Origin of the sequence: Methylobacterium sp. OAE515, from assembly GCF_041806315.1 — a bacterium.
Lineage (GTDB): Bacteria > Pseudomonadota > Alphaproteobacteria > Rhizobiales > Beijerinckiaceae > Methylobacterium > Methylobacterium tardum.
In genome coordinates this window covers 2,848,408-2,865,180 of record NZ_JBGMUV010000001.1, presented here as the reverse complement: position 1 = coordinate 2,865,180, position 16,773 = coordinate 2,848,408, and the positions used below count along the sequence as shown (strand labels likewise).

General features: G+C 71.0%; 14 protein-coding genes. 2 read left to right on the top strand and 12 right to left on the bottom strand.

The features are described from left to right. Positions 1-15 precede the first annotated feature (15 nt). Positions 16-681 carry an SCO family protein gene (locus ABIE45_RS14115; RefSeq protein WP_192707289.1) on the bottom strand — a complete coding sequence of 222 codons (666 nt, stop codon included), beginning with the start codon at positions 679-681 and terminating at the stop codon, positions 16-18. 259 nt (positions 682-940) lie between these two features. Here ABIE45_RS14115 and ABIE45_RS14110 point away from each other — a divergent pair, with 259 nt between their 5' ends. Continuing rightward, the gene (locus ABIE45_RS14110) at positions 941-1,843 is read left to right on the top strand and encodes an MBL fold metallo-hydrolase (RefSeq protein ID WP_192707288.1); all 903 of its coding nucleotides are present in this window, start codon (positions 941-943) and stop codon (positions 1,841-1,843) included. A gap of 181 nt (positions 1,844-2,024) precedes the next feature. Here ABIE45_RS14110 and ABIE45_RS14105 read toward each other — a convergent pair whose 3' ends face one another. Continuing rightward, positions 2,025-3,605, bottom strand: a complete 1,581-nt coding sequence (locus ABIE45_RS14105) for an EAL domain-containing protein (RefSeq protein ID WP_192707287.1) — start codon at positions 3,603-3,605, stop codon at positions 2,025-2,027. A 189-nt stretch (positions 3,606-3,794) separates the two neighbouring features. Continuing rightward, positions 3,795-4,067 carry a hypothetical protein gene (locus ABIE45_RS14100; protein WP_373622879.1) on the bottom strand — a complete coding sequence of 91 codons (273 nt, stop codon included), beginning with the start codon at positions 4,065-4,067 and terminating at the stop codon, positions 3,795-3,797. Between the two features lie 398 nt (positions 4,068-4,465). Between ABIE45_RS14100 and ABIE45_RS14095 the strand changes: the two genes are divergently transcribed. After that, complete coding sequence (locus tag ABIE45_RS14095) at positions 4,466-4,927, top strand: cupredoxin domain-containing protein (protein WP_192707286.1); 462 nt, start codon at positions 4,466-4,468, stop codon at positions 4,925-4,927. A 10-nt stretch (positions 4,928-4,937) separates the two neighbouring features. On the opposite strand, the gene ABIE45_RS14090 is transcribed toward ABIE45_RS14095, so the two are convergent. The 9 genes from ABIE45_RS14090 to ABIE45_RS14050 all read right to left on the bottom strand — a co-directional run bounded on the left by ABIE45_RS14090 (position 4,938) and on the right by ABIE45_RS14050 (position 16,765). Next, the gene (locus ABIE45_RS14090; RefSeq protein WP_192707285.1) at positions 4,938-5,915 is read right to left on the bottom strand and encodes an NAD(P)/FAD-dependent oxidoreductase; all 978 of its coding nucleotides are present in this window, start codon (positions 5,913-5,915) and stop codon (positions 4,938-4,940) included. A 126-nt stretch (positions 5,916-6,041) separates the two neighbouring features. Then, positions 6,042-6,581 carry an inorganic diphosphatase gene (locus ABIE45_RS14085; RefSeq protein ID WP_192707284.1) on the bottom strand — a complete coding sequence of 180 codons (540 nt, stop codon included), beginning with the start codon at positions 6,579-6,581 and terminating at the stop codon, positions 6,042-6,044. Positions 6,582-6,681: 100 nt separating this feature from the next. After that, entirely contained in the window at positions 6,682-7,932 is a 1,251-nt protein-coding gene (locus ABIE45_RS14080; protein ID WP_192707283.1) for an O-antigen ligase family protein, read from the bottom strand. Positions 7,933-8,077: 145 nt separating this feature from the next. Further along, a complete protein-coding gene (locus ABIE45_RS14075; RefSeq protein ID WP_192707282.1) occupies positions 8,078-9,601 on the bottom strand; it encodes a lipopolysaccharide biosynthesis protein in 1,524 nt (507 codons plus the stop codon). Next, a complete protein-coding gene (locus ABIE45_RS14070; RefSeq protein WP_192707281.1) occupies positions 9,598-10,935 on the bottom strand; it encodes a glycosyltransferase family 4 protein in 1,338 nt (445 codons plus the stop codon). Before ABIE45_RS14070 ends, ABIE45_RS14075 begins: the two co-directional genes overlap by 4 nt. Beyond that, entirely contained in the window at positions 10,932-12,179 is a 1,248-nt protein-coding gene (locus ABIE45_RS14065) for a glycosyltransferase family 4 protein (RefSeq protein ID WP_192707280.1), read from the bottom strand. Before ABIE45_RS14065 ends, ABIE45_RS14070 begins: the two co-directional genes overlap by 4 nt. Then, a complete protein-coding gene (locus ABIE45_RS14060; protein WP_192707279.1) occupies positions 12,160-13,296 on the bottom strand; it encodes a glycosyltransferase family 1 protein in 1,137 nt (378 codons plus the stop codon). Before ABIE45_RS14060 ends, ABIE45_RS14065 begins: the two co-directional genes overlap by 20 nt. 44 nt (positions 13,297-13,340) lie before the next feature. Further along, the gene (locus tag ABIE45_RS14055; RefSeq protein WP_192707278.1) at positions 13,341-14,567 is read right to left on the bottom strand and encodes a glycosyltransferase; all 1,227 of its coding nucleotides are present in this window, start codon (positions 14,565-14,567) and stop codon (positions 13,341-13,343) included. After that, positions 14,564-16,765, bottom strand: a complete 2,202-nt coding sequence (locus ABIE45_RS14050) for a polysaccharide biosynthesis tyrosine autokinase (RefSeq protein WP_192707277.1) — start codon at positions 16,763-16,765, stop codon at positions 14,564-14,566. Before ABIE45_RS14050 ends, ABIE45_RS14055 begins: the two co-directional genes overlap by 4 nt. Positions 16,766-16,773 lie beyond the last annotated feature (8 nt).

Below are 16,773 nucleotides of genomic sequence, written 5' to 3'. Positions count from 1 at the left end.
TTCCTCAGGCGCCGCTCAGCTCCGCGGCCCGCACGTGCCCGTGGCACCGGTCGTCGACCAGAGTTCCGCCCCGCCCCCCGGGGCGCACTGTCCAGGCAGCGCCAGCGTGATCAGCTTGGACAGCACGCGCGCCTCGTCCTCCTGGTAGCCGACCTCCCCGACCATGCGGCCGGTCTTGTCGAACAGCGCGACGGTGGCCGAATGCTCCATCGTGTAGTCGCCGTCCTGGGTCGGCACGCGCTTGTAGGCGACGTGGTAGGCATCGGCCATGCGGGCGGTCTGATCCTTGGTGCCGACGAAGCCGCGGATTCGCGGATCGAACGAGGCGAGGTACTCGCGCAGGGAGTCGGGCGTGTCGCGCTCCGGGTCGAGCGTGACGAAGACCACGTTGAGACGATCCGCGTCGCGGCCCATCCGGCCGAGGGCGCCGGCCAGCGTGGCGAGCGTTGTCGGGCAGACTTCCGGGCAGTGGGTGAAGCCGAAGAATAGGGCAGTCGGCTTGCCCAGGAGATCGGCCTGGCTCACCGGCCGGCCGTCGAGATCCGCCATGGTGAAGGCGCCCCCGGTCTTGCGCGGATGGCTGAAGCGCGAGCCCTGCTGCAGGACGATCGCCCCCGTGCCGGCGGCGACCATCGCGACGAGACCGGCGGAGGCGATGAGGGCGATCGGGCTCGGTGCCATGCTGTGACCTGCGACGGCGCATCGTTGCCCGCAATATGGGGTGCGTGTCGATCCCCGCGATGTTCCTGCGGCGTCCCGGCCGCTCGGCCGAAGCCGGGAACACGCCCTGGCAAGCCCGGTTGGCAGGATACCGGCGGTGACGGGCATCCCGCGTCGAACGCTTCGGCGCCCCGACGGGACAGGTCTGTGCCCGCACGGATCCCGGCGGGGCTCGGCCCGGCCCGGCCGCACCACGAACAGCTATGGGAGCCCGGTTCAGATGGCCCAGCAGATCCCTGTCGACCCGCAGGCCCGGGCCGATGATCCGCACCGCGACGCCGAGCGGGACGACGCCACCCACGCCATCACCGACGACGTCGCGTATCAGCGTCATGTCCTCGTCAACGTGGTCTTCGTCGGCGAGCCAGGCGCGGGCGACCGCGGCTGGGTGCTGGTCGATGCCGGTGTGATGGGCTCGAAGCGGGCGATCGAGGCGGCCGCGCGGGCGCGCTTCGGCGAGGGCGCGCGGCCATCCGCGATCGTGCAGACGCACGGCCATTTCGACCATGTCGGCGTGCTGGAGGATCTGGCCGCGCAGTGGGAGGTCCCGGTCTACGCGCACGCGCTGGAGCGGCCGTATCTCGATGGCAGCGCCGCCTATCCGACGCCCGATCCCAGCGTCGGTGGCGGCCTGCTCGGCCGGCTTTCGCCGCTCTTCCCAACGCAGCCGGTGGATGTGTCGAAAAACCTGAAGGACCTTCCGGAGGACGGGACGGTGCCGCCCCTGCCCGGCTGGCGCTGGATCCACACGCCGGGCCATGCGCCGGGTCACATCTCCCTGTGGCGCGAGGCTGACCGGACGCTGATCGTCGGCGATGCCTTCGTCACGACCGCGCAGGAATCGGTCTACGCGGTCGCAGTCCAGGAGCCCGAGCTGCACGGACCGCCGATGTACCTGACGATCGACTGGGACGCGGCGCGCAAATCCGTCCGGACCCTGGCGGCGCTCGATCCGGAGCGGGTCATCACCGGCCACGGGCGGCCGCTCCAGGGACCGGAGATGCGCCGCGCCCTCAAGGCGCTGGCAGACGATTTCGACCGTGTCGCGGTCCCGAAGCACGGGCGCTTCGTGGAGAAACCGCTCCGCGCCGAGGACGGCTCGGCCTACAAGCCGCCGCGGTGATGGCGGGCTTCTCTGACCGCCTTGTACTTCCGGGGCGCCGCAGACGAGCCCGGACCGGAACAGGCATGCCGGACGCGGGCAATCCGACCCGCGAGTGCTGCACTTAGGCCGCGTCGGAGGGTCCGGATCCCGGGCTCCGCTCCGCGGCCCCGGGATGAAGGCGTGATCGGCAGCTGGACGCCTATGAGGCCAGGGCGAGGCCGTCTGTCGGGTCGACCGCCTCGCCTTTCGCGCTCAGCACGACGTCCATCTCGGCCTTGGGCATGGCGTGGCCGAAGAGGTAGCCCTGCCCGAAATGGCAGCCCTGGTCCGACAGCCAGTCCAGGCTCGCATCTGTCTCGATGCCTTCCGCCGTGGTGGAGAGGCCGAGGCTCGTCCCGAGCTTGATGATGGCGTCGACCAGCTTGGCGCGCTCGTCGCTCATCGTGATCGCGTCGACGTAGCTCCGATCGATCTTCAGCTTGTCGAACTTCAGCTCGCGCAGGTGGTAGAGGCTGGAATAGCCAGTGCCGAAATCGTCGAGCGCGATGCGCACGCCGAGCTGCCGCAGCGACAGGAGGGTGGCGCGGGTCGCCTCCAGATCCTGGATCAGGGCGCTCTCGGTGATCTCCACTTCGAGACGCTGGGGCGGGAAGCCGGTCTCGGTGAGGATCGCCAGGATGCGCTGGGCCAGCCACGCGTCCTGGAACTGGTGCGGCGCGATGTTCACCGCGAGGATCAGATGGGACGGCCACGCGCGGGCATCGAGGCAGGCGCGTCGGATCAGGCTGTAGCTGAGGTCGGCGATCATCCCGGTCTCCTCGGCCACCGGGATGAATTCGGTCGGGCCGACGAGGCCTCGGGTCGGGTGGCGCCAGCGCGCCAGCACCTCAACGCCCACGATCGTCTTCTCGGGTAGGGAGACCACCGGCTGGTAGTAGGGCTCGATCGCCCCGGTCTCGATGGCGGTGCGCAGCTCCGTCTCGATGCGGGCCCGGGCGCGCAGCTCCTCGTCCATGGTGCTCCGGAAGAAGCGGTAATTGCCGCGGCCGTCCTTCTTGCCCTGGTACATGGCGAGATCGGCCGCGTGGAGCACGGCGTCGGGATCGGCGTGGTTGGCGGCCACGACCGCGACGCCGACGGTGGCGCCGACCTTGAGGTCGTTCTGGTTCCAGGAGACCGGCTCGGAAATGCTGGCGATGACGGCCTGCGCGAGGCGCGTCAGCCCCTCGCTGCCCTGCTCCACCGGGACCAGCATGGCGAATTCGTCGCCGCCGAGCCGGGCCGCGACGCCGCCGGGCGGCAGCAGCCGCTGGAGGCGTTCGGCCACGGCACAGAGAACCGCATTGCCGGCCGCGTGGCCGTAGAGGTCGTTGACCGGCTTGAACCGGTCGAGATCGATCAGCAGGACCGCGGAGGACGGCTCCGCACCCAACGCCGCCTGGGCTCGCGCGACCGCATCGATGAAGCGGCGCCGGTTGGCCAGCCCGGTCAGGCCGTCATGCCGGGCGATGGCCTCCGCTTGTGCGGCCGCCGCGTCGCGCTGCAGCATCAGCCGGCGGAGGAGGATGGATTTGCGGACGCTGGCGCCGAACAGGGCCACGCCCATGCAGGCGGCGAGCATCAGGAGGTCGTTCAGACCGTAGGCGGACATCGCGGAGTTCAGGGAGTCGAACGTTCCGAGCGTGACGCCGACGAACCAGATTCCCGCGCCGATGACGAGCAGGCACAGGGTCTCGTATAGCTCGCCGCGTCCCCACGCAGTCGACGACTCATTCGACATGTTTTGTGCCCGTATTCCAGGACACGGACAAAGCATGTCAAATGCTAAGAGGCTGTGAACTTCAGGATCAACAAAGTCTCTGCATCGACCGACGGCTTCTTTGTTTTGGTTGATACGGGCTTAAGGCGATACTCTACGTCTGCCGAGCCCCGGCTTTGCGATGGCACAGGGCTCGGCCGACACGTCGGACTAGCCGCCGCCCTGGCCGGAGGTGCCGCCACCGGCGCTGCCGTTCGGCACGGACCGCTCCGGAAGGTTGGCGTTTCCGCCCGCGGCCGAGTTCGTGGTGATCGTCTCGGCGCCGGTGGCGCCGGGGGCGACGACGAGGTCGGCATCGTTCCCGGTCGTGTTCGGCTGAATCTCGGTGGTGGCGCCGGTCGTGCGCGGGCCGACGAGGCCCGGCCCGGCCGGCACGCCCGTTTGGGCAAGAGCGCTGGCTGGCAGCGTCATGGGCAGCGTCATGGGGAGGAGCACGGCCAACGCCGCGGCTGAGAAGCGCATTTGATGTCTCTGGTTGGGCAATACGCGACTGCGGCTACCGTGACGGCCCGTGAACCGACGGACAAGCAGCAGGGTATGGTTGATCAACCAGCTGAAACGGATCCGGTTTCCGTATAAATCCACACGCACGGACGTTTATTCACGGTACCGAGCCGCCAGAAATATTATTTTATGTTGATTTCTAACCTGATCGACAGGAACGAAAACGCTGATCCATTGATCAATTCGGGCCTCTACGTGCCACATACCTGCGCGCGCGGCTGCCGCCGCACACCGCACGAGCCGCCGGCTTGAACCACAGCTTCTCCGGTGCGGTTGAGCGAGTGCTGACATTCTCAACTGGATACCGAGAGCCCTGCATGAATTCTGGATCAGGTTGCCGCCCCGTCTTCGGATCTCCGGTCGCGCATCTCGGCGCGATCCTCACCGCAGCCCTCCTCCTGACCGGGGCCGCCCGGGCCGCCGAGACGATGCCGGCCGTCGACCTGACCATGACGGTCGAGAACGGGGTGCCGACCTGCGCGCCGGCCGAGCTGCGCCTGCCGGCCGACACGGATGTCAGCATCAAGGTGCAGAATCGCTCCATGAGCCAGTTCGTGCTCACGGCGCCGCAGATCTTCGAGAACAAGAACGTCCTCCATCACGATGGCGACGTCGTGCACGTGGCGAGCAACGACGGCTACACCGTCAAGCAGAACGGCAAGGGCGAGATCCGCGTGCGAACGATCGGTGCGGGCCAGTACCCGTTCGGCTGCACCAGCGTGAACGACAAGTCCAAGCCGTTCCGGGGAACCCTGACGCTGACCCCGGCGGCCCGGTAGCCGCGCGGCCTCAGCGCCGCCGGAGCGCGCCGTCCGGCTCCTCCTCGGTGGGCAGCTCGCAGCGATTGTGGATGTCGGTGGCGGCGACGGCCCCGTGCGCCATCGCCACCACCACCTGATCGAGCCCGCGGACCACGCCGCCGGCGGCGTACAGGCCCGGCACGCTCGTGCGGTTGTGCTCGTCGACCGTGAGCGCCCCCGTGCCGTCGTGCTCCGCGCCGAGGGCGCGCGCGAGGTCGGAGCGGAGCTTCAGTCCGAGGGCCGAGTACAGCACCTCGAACCGGTGTTCCGCGCCGTCGGCGGTGCGCAGCAGGGTGATCCGGCTCTGCTCGATATCGAGGCCGACGACCGGCGCGTGGACGACCGCGATGCCATGCTCGCGCGCCCGCTCGCGCGCCGCTCCGTCGAGGTGCAGATCCTGACCGAGGGTCAGCAGCGTCACGTCCTGAGCGTAGGTGCGCGCCACGAACACCGCCTCGCCGAGGCCCCGGTCGCCGTGGCCGATGACGGCGATGCGCTTGCCCCGCGCCTCGTAGCCGTCGCAGATCGGGCAGTAGCGCACCAGCCCGCGCCGGATCGCGTCCGGCAGGTCGGGGAGGTCCGGCTCGACATCCTCGGCGCCGGTGGCGAGGAGAACCCGCCGGGCCTCGATCGTGCGGATGCCGCGTTCCCCCTCCGCCGTAACGGTGGCGCGCAACCCGCCCGGGTTCCGCGCCAGATCCGTGACCAGCCCCGGCAGGATCATCCCGCCATAGCGGGCGAGGTGCGCGCGCTGCCGCTCGAGGATCTCGGTGCCCGAGATCCCGTCGGCGAAGACCGGGATGTTATGGCTGACCGGGATCCACCCGGTCCGGGACCGGCCCGCATCAACCACGAGGCAGCTGCGGCCGAAACGGGCAAGGTAGAGCGCCGCGGTCAGGCCGGCCGGCCCGCCGCCGATGATGAGGCAGTCGAGCGATTGGCCCACCGAGAGCCGGTCCAGCGGCATGGCCCACCCGAACGTTGTGACGCATCTCACAAAAGGACCCGTTCGGGCGGCCCTGGGTTCCCCATTCTGCCGTCTGCGGACTCCGCGCCCAAGCGCAGGCGGTGCGGTCTTGCGGCGGACGCGCGCTCACGTCGCGCAGGCCTCGATTCCGTTTCGCACCAGCGCCCGGGCCGCCTCGGCGTCGCCGCGGCGAAGCGGCCGGAATTCCCGGCCGGACAGCGCGTTGTACTGCGCGAAGAACGCCTCGACCTCCTCCAGCATGCCCGGACGTAGGTCGCTCAGGGCGTGAACATGCGCGTGGGTCGGGGCGTGTTCCGCCACGGCGATCAACCGGTCATTGCGCTCCCAGGTCCCGTCCCGCTCGCGCTGCTCGGCCTCGATCACGCCGACGAGGCGGCCCGCGACGACGCAGCCGGCGACGGCCGGCGCGTCGAGGAGCAGCAGGACGTCGAGCGGATCGCCGTCCTCGCCCTTCGTCGAGGGGATCATCCCGAAATCGTAGGGAAACGACAGCCCCTCCGGCAAAACCTTCTTCAGCAGGAGCGCGCCGAGTTCGGGTTCGAAGCTGTACTTGTTGCGGCTGCCTTTCGGGGTCTCGACCACGATGTTGAGCGCGTCGCCCGTGAAGGCGGACAGGCGGTGCAGCGGCTGAGGATGAGCGGACAACGGGACGACCTCCGGGACGGGGCCCCCGGCCGCGTCACCGGAGGGGAACCCGCCCTCCCCCGGACAGGATCCGGACGCCGAGATCCTATCGCCCAAGGCGTCAGCCCGTGCGTGGGCGCTCCGGGTCCGGATCGCTCGAGGTCGCCCAGGATGCGAGCACGAACGCCATGAAGAACAGGAAGTACTGATTGACCGACAATTCCTCGAACATCATCGACGGGATGAGGAACAGGGCGCTGTAGGTCAGGAACGGACCCGAGACGGCTGGCGCCAGAAGAATGCGCACCAGCCCGACGATGAGGAGCAGCGCCACGGCAAGGCCGGATTGCAGCGCGAGCGAGACAAAGGCGTTGTGCGGCGTCGTGAGACCGGTGAGCGCGCGCAGCTCGTCCCGCCGGGCGATCTCGCCGACCCCGAACGGGTACTCGACCACGAGCTGAAGCGCGGTGAAACCCGACAGGAACCGCTCGTCGAAATTGCCGGCGACGTTGTGGTCCTCGGTGAAGCGCCGCTCGACCGCCTGAGCCAGCGTCCCGGGCAGCGGGAGCTCGCCGGTCAGCGACCAGGCGAGGAGCAGGACGCCGAGCACGCCGAGGGCTGCCAGGACCATCGAGGGCCGAAGATTGCGCCGCATCAGCACGGCGAGGACGAAGAGCGGCATGAACAGGCCGGCGCGGTTGTTGGTCAGCGGGAAGCTCGCCAGCAGCGCGACGAAGAAGACGAGGTAGATCAGGCGCAGGCGGTAGCGAAGGCTCAGCAGCAGAGCGGCCGCGCCGCCGAGCGCGAAGACGTGGCCCGTCTCGTTGCCAGAGATCCAGAGGCCGCCCAGCTTGTCCTGGAAGAAGAGCTTCAACTCCTCGTCGACGCCGTCCAGCGGAACCGCGAGGCCGAAGCGATCCAGCGCCGCGCCCGTCGAGGCGAGAAACAGCACCGCCAGGGATGCCAGCATGCCCGCGAGGAGGCCGATGCAGAACGCGTTCTCGATCCGGCGGTCGCGGAACAGCACCAGCAGGATGAACGCCTGCACGACGTAGAGCAGCAGCACGAGGGTCAGGTAGACGTCGCCGCCCTGCTGATGGGCCTTCAGCACGATGGAGGCGCCAAGGAGCACGACGATGGCGCCGATCGGCGCGATGTTCCGCAAGGCTTCCGCGATCACCGCGCGGCGCAGTCCCAACCAGGGGATGAGGAGGAATGGCAGGAGGTCGGACAGGCGCTGGAACGGCAGCCCGAAGCTCGAGGTCAGCACGTTGAACTGGAGGGCAACGCCGAGCAGGAAGACGGCCGCGCGGTCGGCCGCGGCGGACAGGGCCGGCGCCTCGTCCCGGATCGGCAACGCCCGTCCCATCATCGTTTCGAACCGTCCGAACGCGCGCCGCCGAAGGCCGGCGCCGGGCAAGGCAGGCGTCTCCGCGCCCCGACCCGACGATGCCGGTCCGGCCGGACGCAGCCCTGCACGCGCAGTCTCGCCCATAAAGGTTGGCGGACCGTGCAGATCAGGCCCTGCGGCGCATGAAGAATCCCAGAGCGCTGCGAACCGTCTCCCGCATGAAGGTCTGGGCCAGCGCCGCGTAGGCCAGGACGCCGATCCCGACGGCCGCGAACAGGCCGAGCCGGTCGCCGAGGGCGGCGTGGATCGGGGTCTGGACCAGCAGGACGAAGCCGGCCATCGCCGCCGCGCAGGCCGTGACCGGCAGGAGCACCCGGGCGAGATGCCGGTTGCTCACCGGCACGAAGCGCCCGGCGCCGACCACGATGACGGGCGAGAACAGGTAGGCCCGCGCCACATGCCCGATCGCCAGCGCCGCGAGGCCGAAGGGGGCCGTCGCGACGGAGGCGAGCGCGCCGAGGCCGAACTGGGCCCCGGCGAGCCGCAGCGCCGTGCCGTTGCGCCCGAGCGCCGTGAAGATCATCCAGAGCATCGAGGTGGCGACGAATTCGGGCGCGAGCAGCGCCAGCATCCGCAGCACCGGGGCGGCCTGGTGCCACTGGTCGCCGAACAGGAACGGGATCAGCGTCGGGGCGACGGCCGCCATGCCGAACAGGGCCGGCACCGCCACGAAGGCCGAGGCCGCGGTGAAGCCGTAGAAGGCCGTCGCGAGTTCCGCCGGCTGGTCCTGGAGCCGGGCATAGGTGGTCAGGCCGACCGTGGTCAGGGGGATGACCGCAACTTGGCTGACGAGATCGATGCAGCGCCAGGCGAGGCGCAGATACCCGACATCGGTCGCCGAGAGGAAATACGCGGCGATCACCTCCTGGCTGCGGATCGAGACCACCAGCAGGAGGTAGGTGCAGAACACCCGCGAGCCGAAGGCGATCTGGGCGCGCGCGGCCGCGAGGTTCACCCGGCGCGCCGGAATCCAGCGGGACGCCGCCCAGGTCAGGAGCGTCGTCGCCGTGGCGGCTACAAGGCGCTGGACCACGAGGCTCCAGACGCCGTAGCCGGCGAAGGCCAGCGCCAGGGCGACCGCCCCCCCGAGCAGGTTGGAGCCGAGCGCCCGCAGGGCGAGCTTGCGGAAGCCGAAGCTGCGCTGCAGGCGCGCCTCGTGGATGGCGCCCGCGGCGGTGATCACGAAGCAGGCTGAGAGCGCGCACAGGACCGGGCGCAGTTCCGGCAGGTCGAAGATCCAGGCGATCGGCCCCGACAGGGCGACCAGCGCCGCCGCGCACAGGCTGCCCGCCGCGAGCATGACCCAGAAGGCCGTGGCGGCGAATTCCTCGTCGCAATCGGCCCGCTGCACCACCGCGTCCGGCAGCCCGCACCGGGCGACGATCTGCAGGATGTCGATGAAGACGGCGGCGATCGCCACCATGCCGAATTCCGCCGGCCCGATCAGGCGCGCCAGCACGAGGAACACCCCGAAGCTCAGGACGACATTGCCCACGGAGGCGAGCGCCACCCAGCGGGCGGCGTCGAAAGAGCGGCCGGTCACGTCCGCACCGGCGCCGAGCCCCGGGACGATCTCGGAGGCGTCGGCGGCCGCCGCGGCCTCGGTCAGGACCGGCGCGCCGGCGCTCACGGGTGGGCTGCCCGGCGCTCGGCGACGAGTTCGGCGTAGAGGTCGAGGTACTTCTCGGCGACGCGCTCGGAGGTCGATTCGCGGATGACGTGCTGGAACGCGCGCTCGTCCGGAAGGTCGCCGCGGCCCCGTGCGATCACCGCCTCCAAGCGCGCGGCGAGTTCGGCATCGTCGCCCGGCGCGAACAGCCAATCGGTGTTGTCCTCGCCGATCAGCTCGGGGATCCCGCCCGAGGCGGCACCGATGACCGGGACACCCATCGTGTAAGCCTCGTAGATCGTCCGCGGGGACGGCTCGGCCCAGAACGACGGCACGGCCAGCACGTCGATCGCGCTCAGGAACTCGGCGGGCTTGGCCCAGCCGACGAACTCGATCGGCAGGCCCTCGGCCTGCGCCTTGAAGCGCTCGATTGAATCGTCCATCGCGTGGCCGGCCACGAGGCAGCGCCAATTGCCGGGCCCGATCCGGCGGAAGGCGTCGATCAGCGTGCCGACCCCTTTCTCGACGTTGATCCGGCCGAGATAGCCGAAGGTCATCGGCTGCGCCGACCGGTCCATGCGGCGCCTCGCCTCGGCATCGCCGTCCGGGACCGTGCAGGAATAGAAGATCACCCGGCGGCGCTCCGGGGCGAGATGCGTGAACAAGCCGTGATTGACGTGCGTCTTCAGGATCTCGGTCCCGACGCTGACCACCGCATCGACCGAACGGTTGGTGATCTGCTTGCCGGCATTGACCACCTTGCAGCCGAGGTGCCAGCGGTCGCAGGGCTTGCCGTTCTTGAACATCGCGGCGTTGCCGCAGATCAGGTCGTACTCGCAGACCGTGTGGACGATCGGGATTCCGCGCTTGGCGGCCTCACGCCAGACCAGGGTCGAGACGTCGAGCAGCGAGTGCGTGTTGACGATGTCGGGCCTGAAGTCGTCGAGGACCCGGCCGAACTCGGCCGCGATGGCGAAATTCCACTGCTGCTTGAGCTTCGCCCAGGCACGGCCGAACCGGGTCGCCTTGGGCCAGTCCTCCAGCCAGAAGTCGTTGTGGTGCGCCATCCGGTAGACCGTGACGCCGCCCCGCACGCTCTTGGGCTCCGGCTCCCGGGCGATGCAGGCCGCCGCCACGATGTGGCCGGCCGCTGCCAGCTCCTCGGCGAGGTGCTCCACCGAGCGCTCGGCCCCGCCGACGATGTAGGGCGGGTAGAGGGCGCTCAGATGCAGGATCCGGAGCGGCCCGGTGACGGCGCGATGCGCGATGCCGTCGCGCGGTGCGCTGTCGACCGCGACACCGCCGCTGCCGAGCAGGTTGCGCGCGTAGGCCGGGGCCAGGGTGGAGGCCGTCATAGGCGGGACTCGCTGAGTTGCGGGCGGCCGAGCGGGGCCGGGACCGTGGCGGAATGGGTGGCGGCGCGGGCGGCGGCGTAGAGGTCGAGGTAGGCGGCCGCCACTTCGGCCGGATCGGTGCCGGCGCGGATGATTGGCGCGCGCGCCAGACCGTCGGAGAGACACTCCGGCTCCGCGATGATCCGAGCCATCGCGGCCGCGAGGGCGGGGCCATCACCGGGCGGAACCAGCCATGGGCCCGGTCCGATCTGCTCGCCGATGCCGCCGATAGCCGAGCCGATCACCGGGACGCCGCGCCCATAGGCCTCCGCCACGGTGCGGCCGAAGGGCTCGGGCCAGATCGGGGGGACCACGAGGCAATCCACCCCGTCGAGGAAGGCGTCGCGCTCTGCGTGACCCAGGAAGGAGACCGGCAGGCCTTCCGTCAGGGCACGGTAGCGGTCGAGCCCGTTCACGGCGCGGCCGGCAACCGTCAGGCGCCAGCCCTGTGCCGGCAGCAGCCGGCAGGCCTCGAAGAGAATGTCGGCGCCCTTGCTGGCCTCGATGCGCCCGAGGAAGCCGAAGGTGACCGGCGCACCGGGTGCCCGGGGCAGGCTTTTCGCCGGCGCGCCGGGCTCGATCGGGTTCCAGATCACCCGCTGGAGATCCGCCGGGACCCCGTCGAAGAAGCCGGCGGCGCGATGGCGGGCCAGCAAATCCGCGCCGACGGCCGCGACGGCCGAGACCCCGCGCTGGCACCGGCGGTGCGGCTCCGCGTAGAGCCGGCACTTGAGGTGCTGGCCCGCGCAGGCCTGGCCGTGGCGGGTCATCGCGCCGTTGGTGCAGAGGCTGGTGAAGTCGTGCAGCGTGTGCACCACCGGCACGCCGAGCCGTCGGAGCAACGGCCAGACCGCCGGGGGCAGTTCCGAGAGCGAGTGGGTGTTCACCAGATCGGGCTCGAAATCCCGCACGGCCCGGCTGAGCTGGACGAGGCTGTGCCGGTTCCACTGCGCGGCGATTTTGTAGCGGATCCGGTCGAGGCGCCCGCGCTGCGGCCAGTCGAGGATGTGGAACGGCGTCCCGTATCCCATCCGGTAGACCGCGACGCCGTCCTGACGGACCGGCGCCTCGGCCTGCCGCGATGCGCAGGCGACCGCCACGGCGTGGCCGAGACCGGCCTGCGTGCGGGCGAGCGTCTCGACCATCAGCTCGGCGCCGCCGACCTGCTCGGGCGGGTAGAGGGAGCTAAGGTGCAGGATGCGCATGCGGCACCTCTCGGGCGGGCGTCGCGCGGCCGGCCTCCGCGAGGGCATCGAGGAGCACCGCCTCGTAGCGCCGGGCCGTCTCGTCCCAGCTGTAGAGCCGGACGTTGTCGTGCCCGCGCGCGATCAGCGCGTCGCGCAGGCCGGGCTCGTCGAGCAGGCGGCGCAGGCATCGGCTGAGCGCCGCCGGATCGGCCGGGTCGAAGGTCAGCGCACCCGCGCCCGCGATCTCCGGGGTCGCCGACCGATCCGAGCAGATCACCGGGCAGCCGAGCGCCTGCGCCTCCAGGACCGGCAGGCAGAACCCCTCCGCGAAGGACGGCACGCACAGGCAGAGGGCGTCCCGGTAGAGGGCGGCCAGCCGGCCCTCGCCGATCCGTGACAGGCGCGTCAGCGGCACCGGGGCGCCGTCCAGCGCGGCGGCGATCGTCTCGTCTGGGTCCTCGCCGACGTGGACGATGCGGATGTCCGAGCGCCCGAGCGCGGCCACGGCCCGGGCCAAGGTCGCGAAGTTCTTGTTGTAGAGCGCGTTCCCGACCGCCAGCACATACGGTCCCGCGGGAATCCCGGTGGTCGCGTCCACGTTCGCCGGATCGAGCATCGGCGCGGAGGGCACGGCGTCGGTCCGGCCGGCGAGCGACGGGTAGCAGCGCCCGAGGTCGCGCCGGGTCGTCTCCGAGACGGCGATCACCCGGGCGCTGTTGCCGAGGACGAGGCGGAAGATCGGATCGGTCGTGAGCGCCTCGCGCGAGCCGATCCGGTCGGGCATCGTGCGGAAATAGAGGTCGTGGACGACGCTGACCCGCGCCCGCGCGCCGAACGCGGCCCCATAGGGATCGGCGTTGAGCACCACGTCGATGCCGTGAGCGCGGCAGAGCGCCGGAACCGTGACGGCCTGCCGCAGGACGTCCAGCAGCATGATCCGCGGGCGCGGAACCGTGACGATTGCGATCCGATCCCGGATCGCCGGGGGCAGCTGGTCGCGGCTCCAGGGCGAACGGAGCACGATATCGAAGGTGCCGCGCGCGATGAGCCCGGCGATGACCCGGAAGGCGACGAGGGCGACGCCCGACGGCCGGCCGGCGAATTGGCTGGGCATGTTCACGAGGACGCGCGGCATGGCGGCTCTGGCGGCTCGATCGTGAGAGGAGGATGGCCCGACCGTCAGGGTCGGCCAGAAACCTGAAGAATCAGCTGTGCGAGCTCGCGCTGCATGGCGGCGGCCCCGTAGTGGGAGAGCGCCCGCGCGCGGGCCAGGTTGGTGCGCGCGACGGCGGCGTCCGGATCGGCGAACAGGTCGGCGAGGGCCGCGGCGAGGCGATCAGGCCGCCGGGGCGGGACGAGGATGCCGGCCGCGCCGCCGTCCAGGATCTCCGCGGAGGCGCCCGCCTCGGTGGCGATCACCGGCACGCCGGCGAGCATCGCCTCGACGAGGGTCCGGCCGAACGGCTCGGGATCCACCGACGGGTGCACGACCGCGTCGACCGCCTGCATCAGGCGGGGCACGTCGGCCCGCTGGCCGAGGAACAGCACGCGGTCTGCGAGGCCCCGCGCCGCGACGCGCGCGCGCAGATCCGCCGCGTACGCGTCTTCGCCGAACAGAGCGGCGCCCACCACGATGCAGCGGACATCCGGGAGCGCCGCCAGGGCGTCGATGACGACATCCTGCCCCTTCCAGGGCGCGAGACGGCTGAACACGCCGATGAGCGGTCCGGCGGGCAGGCCGAGTTCCGCGCGCAGCGCCGCCGGCATCCGCGGGTCCAGGTCGAGATCGAGGCCGTTCGGCACGATTGTGACCCGGGATGGCCGCCCGCCGGCGCGGACGAAGGCGTCCGCCGCGGCGCTGGACGGGACAACGACCCGGGCCGCGCAGGCATTGGCGAGGCGCACCTGCACGGCCCGCTGGACCCGGCCGAAATGGGCGCCGTCGAGGATGTCGTGCAGGTGCCAGATCAGCGGGCGCCCGGCCAAGCGCGCGGGCAGCGCCGAGAGCAGGAAGGCCTTCTGCGAATTGGCGTAGACCACGTCGCAGTCGCGGGCCGCGCCGAAGATCTCGACCGCGATGGCCGCCAGCCGCTGCAGCACGGGCAGCGCCCGCATCGGCGACGCGTCGCGCCGGAGTCCCGAGAGCCCGGCCCCGCGGCGCGCGACCCGCGTCTCGAGACCCAGCCCGCGCAGGGCCTCGCCCAGCGCGCCGTCCTCGAACAGGAACGCCCTGGCGTCCGCCCAGGGGCGCACGGCGTCGCGCAGGACCAGCTCCGCCCCCGACATGGTGCCGGTGTGGCTCACGAACAGGACCCGCGGGTGGGCGCTGCGTCCGGGCTCAGCGACCCGCGCGCCGGGCGCGGTGCCGTGCTCCGAGAGACCGTCCGCGGGACAGGCGTCCGTCATCGGGCGGCCCCGGCGTGGCGGGATTGCGGGAGCGGCATCGCGTCGTAGGTCATCTGCCGTCCGGAATTGACCATCGTCATGGCGATGCCGAGCACGTGCACGCCGGCCTGGCGCAGGTTCGCCACGGTCTCGACGGTGTCGGACAGCTGCGAATGGCCGTAGCGGGTGCAGCAGAGCACGCCGTCCACGTGACGGGCCAGCATCGCGGCGTCCATCAGCAGGCTGGTCGGCGGCGTGTCGAGGAGGACGAGGTCGTAGCGACGGCTCCAGCGCAGGAAGTCGGTCATCCGGGCGCTCATCAGCAGCTCGGTCGAATCCGGGGTGGGCGTGCCGGCCGGGATGACGTCGAAGGCACCCGCCGAGACGACGGCCTCGGCCGGGCCGATCTCCCCGCGCAGGATCCCGCCCAGACCCGGCCCGCGTCCGAGCCCAAGCGACGCCTCGAAGTTCGGCCGGCGCAGGTCGCACTCGACCACGAGCACCCGGCGCCCGCTGGTCGAGCCGATGCCCGCGAGGGCGAACGCCGTGAACGACTTGCCCTCGCGCGGCTTCGATGAGGTCACGAGGACGACCCGGGATTGGCCGCCGCCAGCCAGCATCAGGTGCGCGTGCAGATTGCGCAGGACGTTCTGCATCACCGGATCGACGCGCGCCCGGTCCAGGGCCTCGGCGAGCTGGAGTTCCCGGTGCCGGTCGGAGAACCGGCCGACGAGGCCCGGGGCTTCCAGGTACGGCAGCTGGGCGAAGACCGGGGCGCCGGTGCCGGCCAGGAGCTGGGACGGCGTGCGGACCCGCTGGTCGGTCGAGTCGCGCAGCAGCGCCGCCGCGGCCGCCAGGACGCCTGCGAGCACGATGCCGCCTGCCACGAACGGCACGGTCTTGGGCGAGGACGGCTCCTGAGGCAGTTCGGCCAGGCTGACCAGCCGCGTGCTTCCCGTGAGGATGCGCCGCTCGGTCTCCAACTCGCCCGCCCGCTTCACCAGATCGGCGTAGCGGGTGCGCTTGATCTCCGCGTTGCGCACCATGCCCTCGATCGAGGCCTCGTCGTCCATGGCGGCCGCGGCCTCGGTCTTGGCGGTCTCCAGCTGGGCGCGCAGCGACTTGGCGAGGGCGTTCGACGCTTCGTAGGACTTGCGCAGGCCCCGCGCGACGTTGGCGATCTCCTGCTCGATGCGCTCGCGCAGGCTCGTCTGCTCGGTCACGAGCGCTCGGATCGCCGGATGGTTCGCGCCGAGGAGCGTGCTCTGATTGGACAGCTGCGCGCTGACGGTGCTGAGTTGCTGCTTGAGCGCGATCACGGTCTGGCTGGCCAGGACCGCCGGGGCGCTCTCGGCGCCGCGTCCCCCGCGGCTCTCGATCTCGCCGAGACGTGCGGCCGCGTCGGCCTTGGCGGCTTCGGCGGCGTTGAGCTGCTGGCTGATGCTGGTGAGCCGCTCGGCGCTGATCGGGGCGCTCGACCCCTTCAGCAACCCCTTGCGACGCCGATAGGTCTGGATCCGCGTCTCGTCGGCGCGGATCGATTCGTCGAGCTGCGTGATCTCGGTGTGCAGCCAGTCCGAAGCGGCCTTGCGGCTCGAGGCCTGCGCCTCGCGCTGATCCTCGAGGAACGCGTTGATGAGCGCGTTGGCCATCGTCTGCGCCACTTCGGGCAGGGGCGACCGGTACGCGATGGTGATGATGCGCGAGCGGCCGGAGCTTGCGACCGTGAAGCGCTTGAGCAGGTACTCGACGAGGGCGTCGTGATTGCTCGTCAGCTTCGTGCACGCGGCCTGCTTCGTCTCCGAGATCTCCTCCGGCTGACCGCGCGTGGCGGCGTAGCGGCACTCGGCCATCACCGATGCGGCCAGGCCGCTGTCGATTGCGAGCCTCAGCAGCCGGGGCGAGCGGATCACCTGGATCTGGCTCTCGATGTCGGCCGGATCGCCGAGCTTCTGGATCCAGGCCATCGAGGCGTTGTGGGCGCCGGGCTCGGCTTCCGCCACGATCACCGAGCCGGTGGCGACGTATTGCGGCTGGATGATCATCAGGGCGGTCGTCGCCAGGGCGACGACGAGGGTGAACACCGCCGCGAACAGGGTGCGGCGACGCCAGATCCGCGTCAGGGGGGCGGCGAGCGCGCCGCGGCGCTCCGGCCCGAGGGCTGTGGCGGAAGTGCGGGCCGGAACCCGATCCGCCAGATCGACAGTCAGGAACGACATCGGCGCTG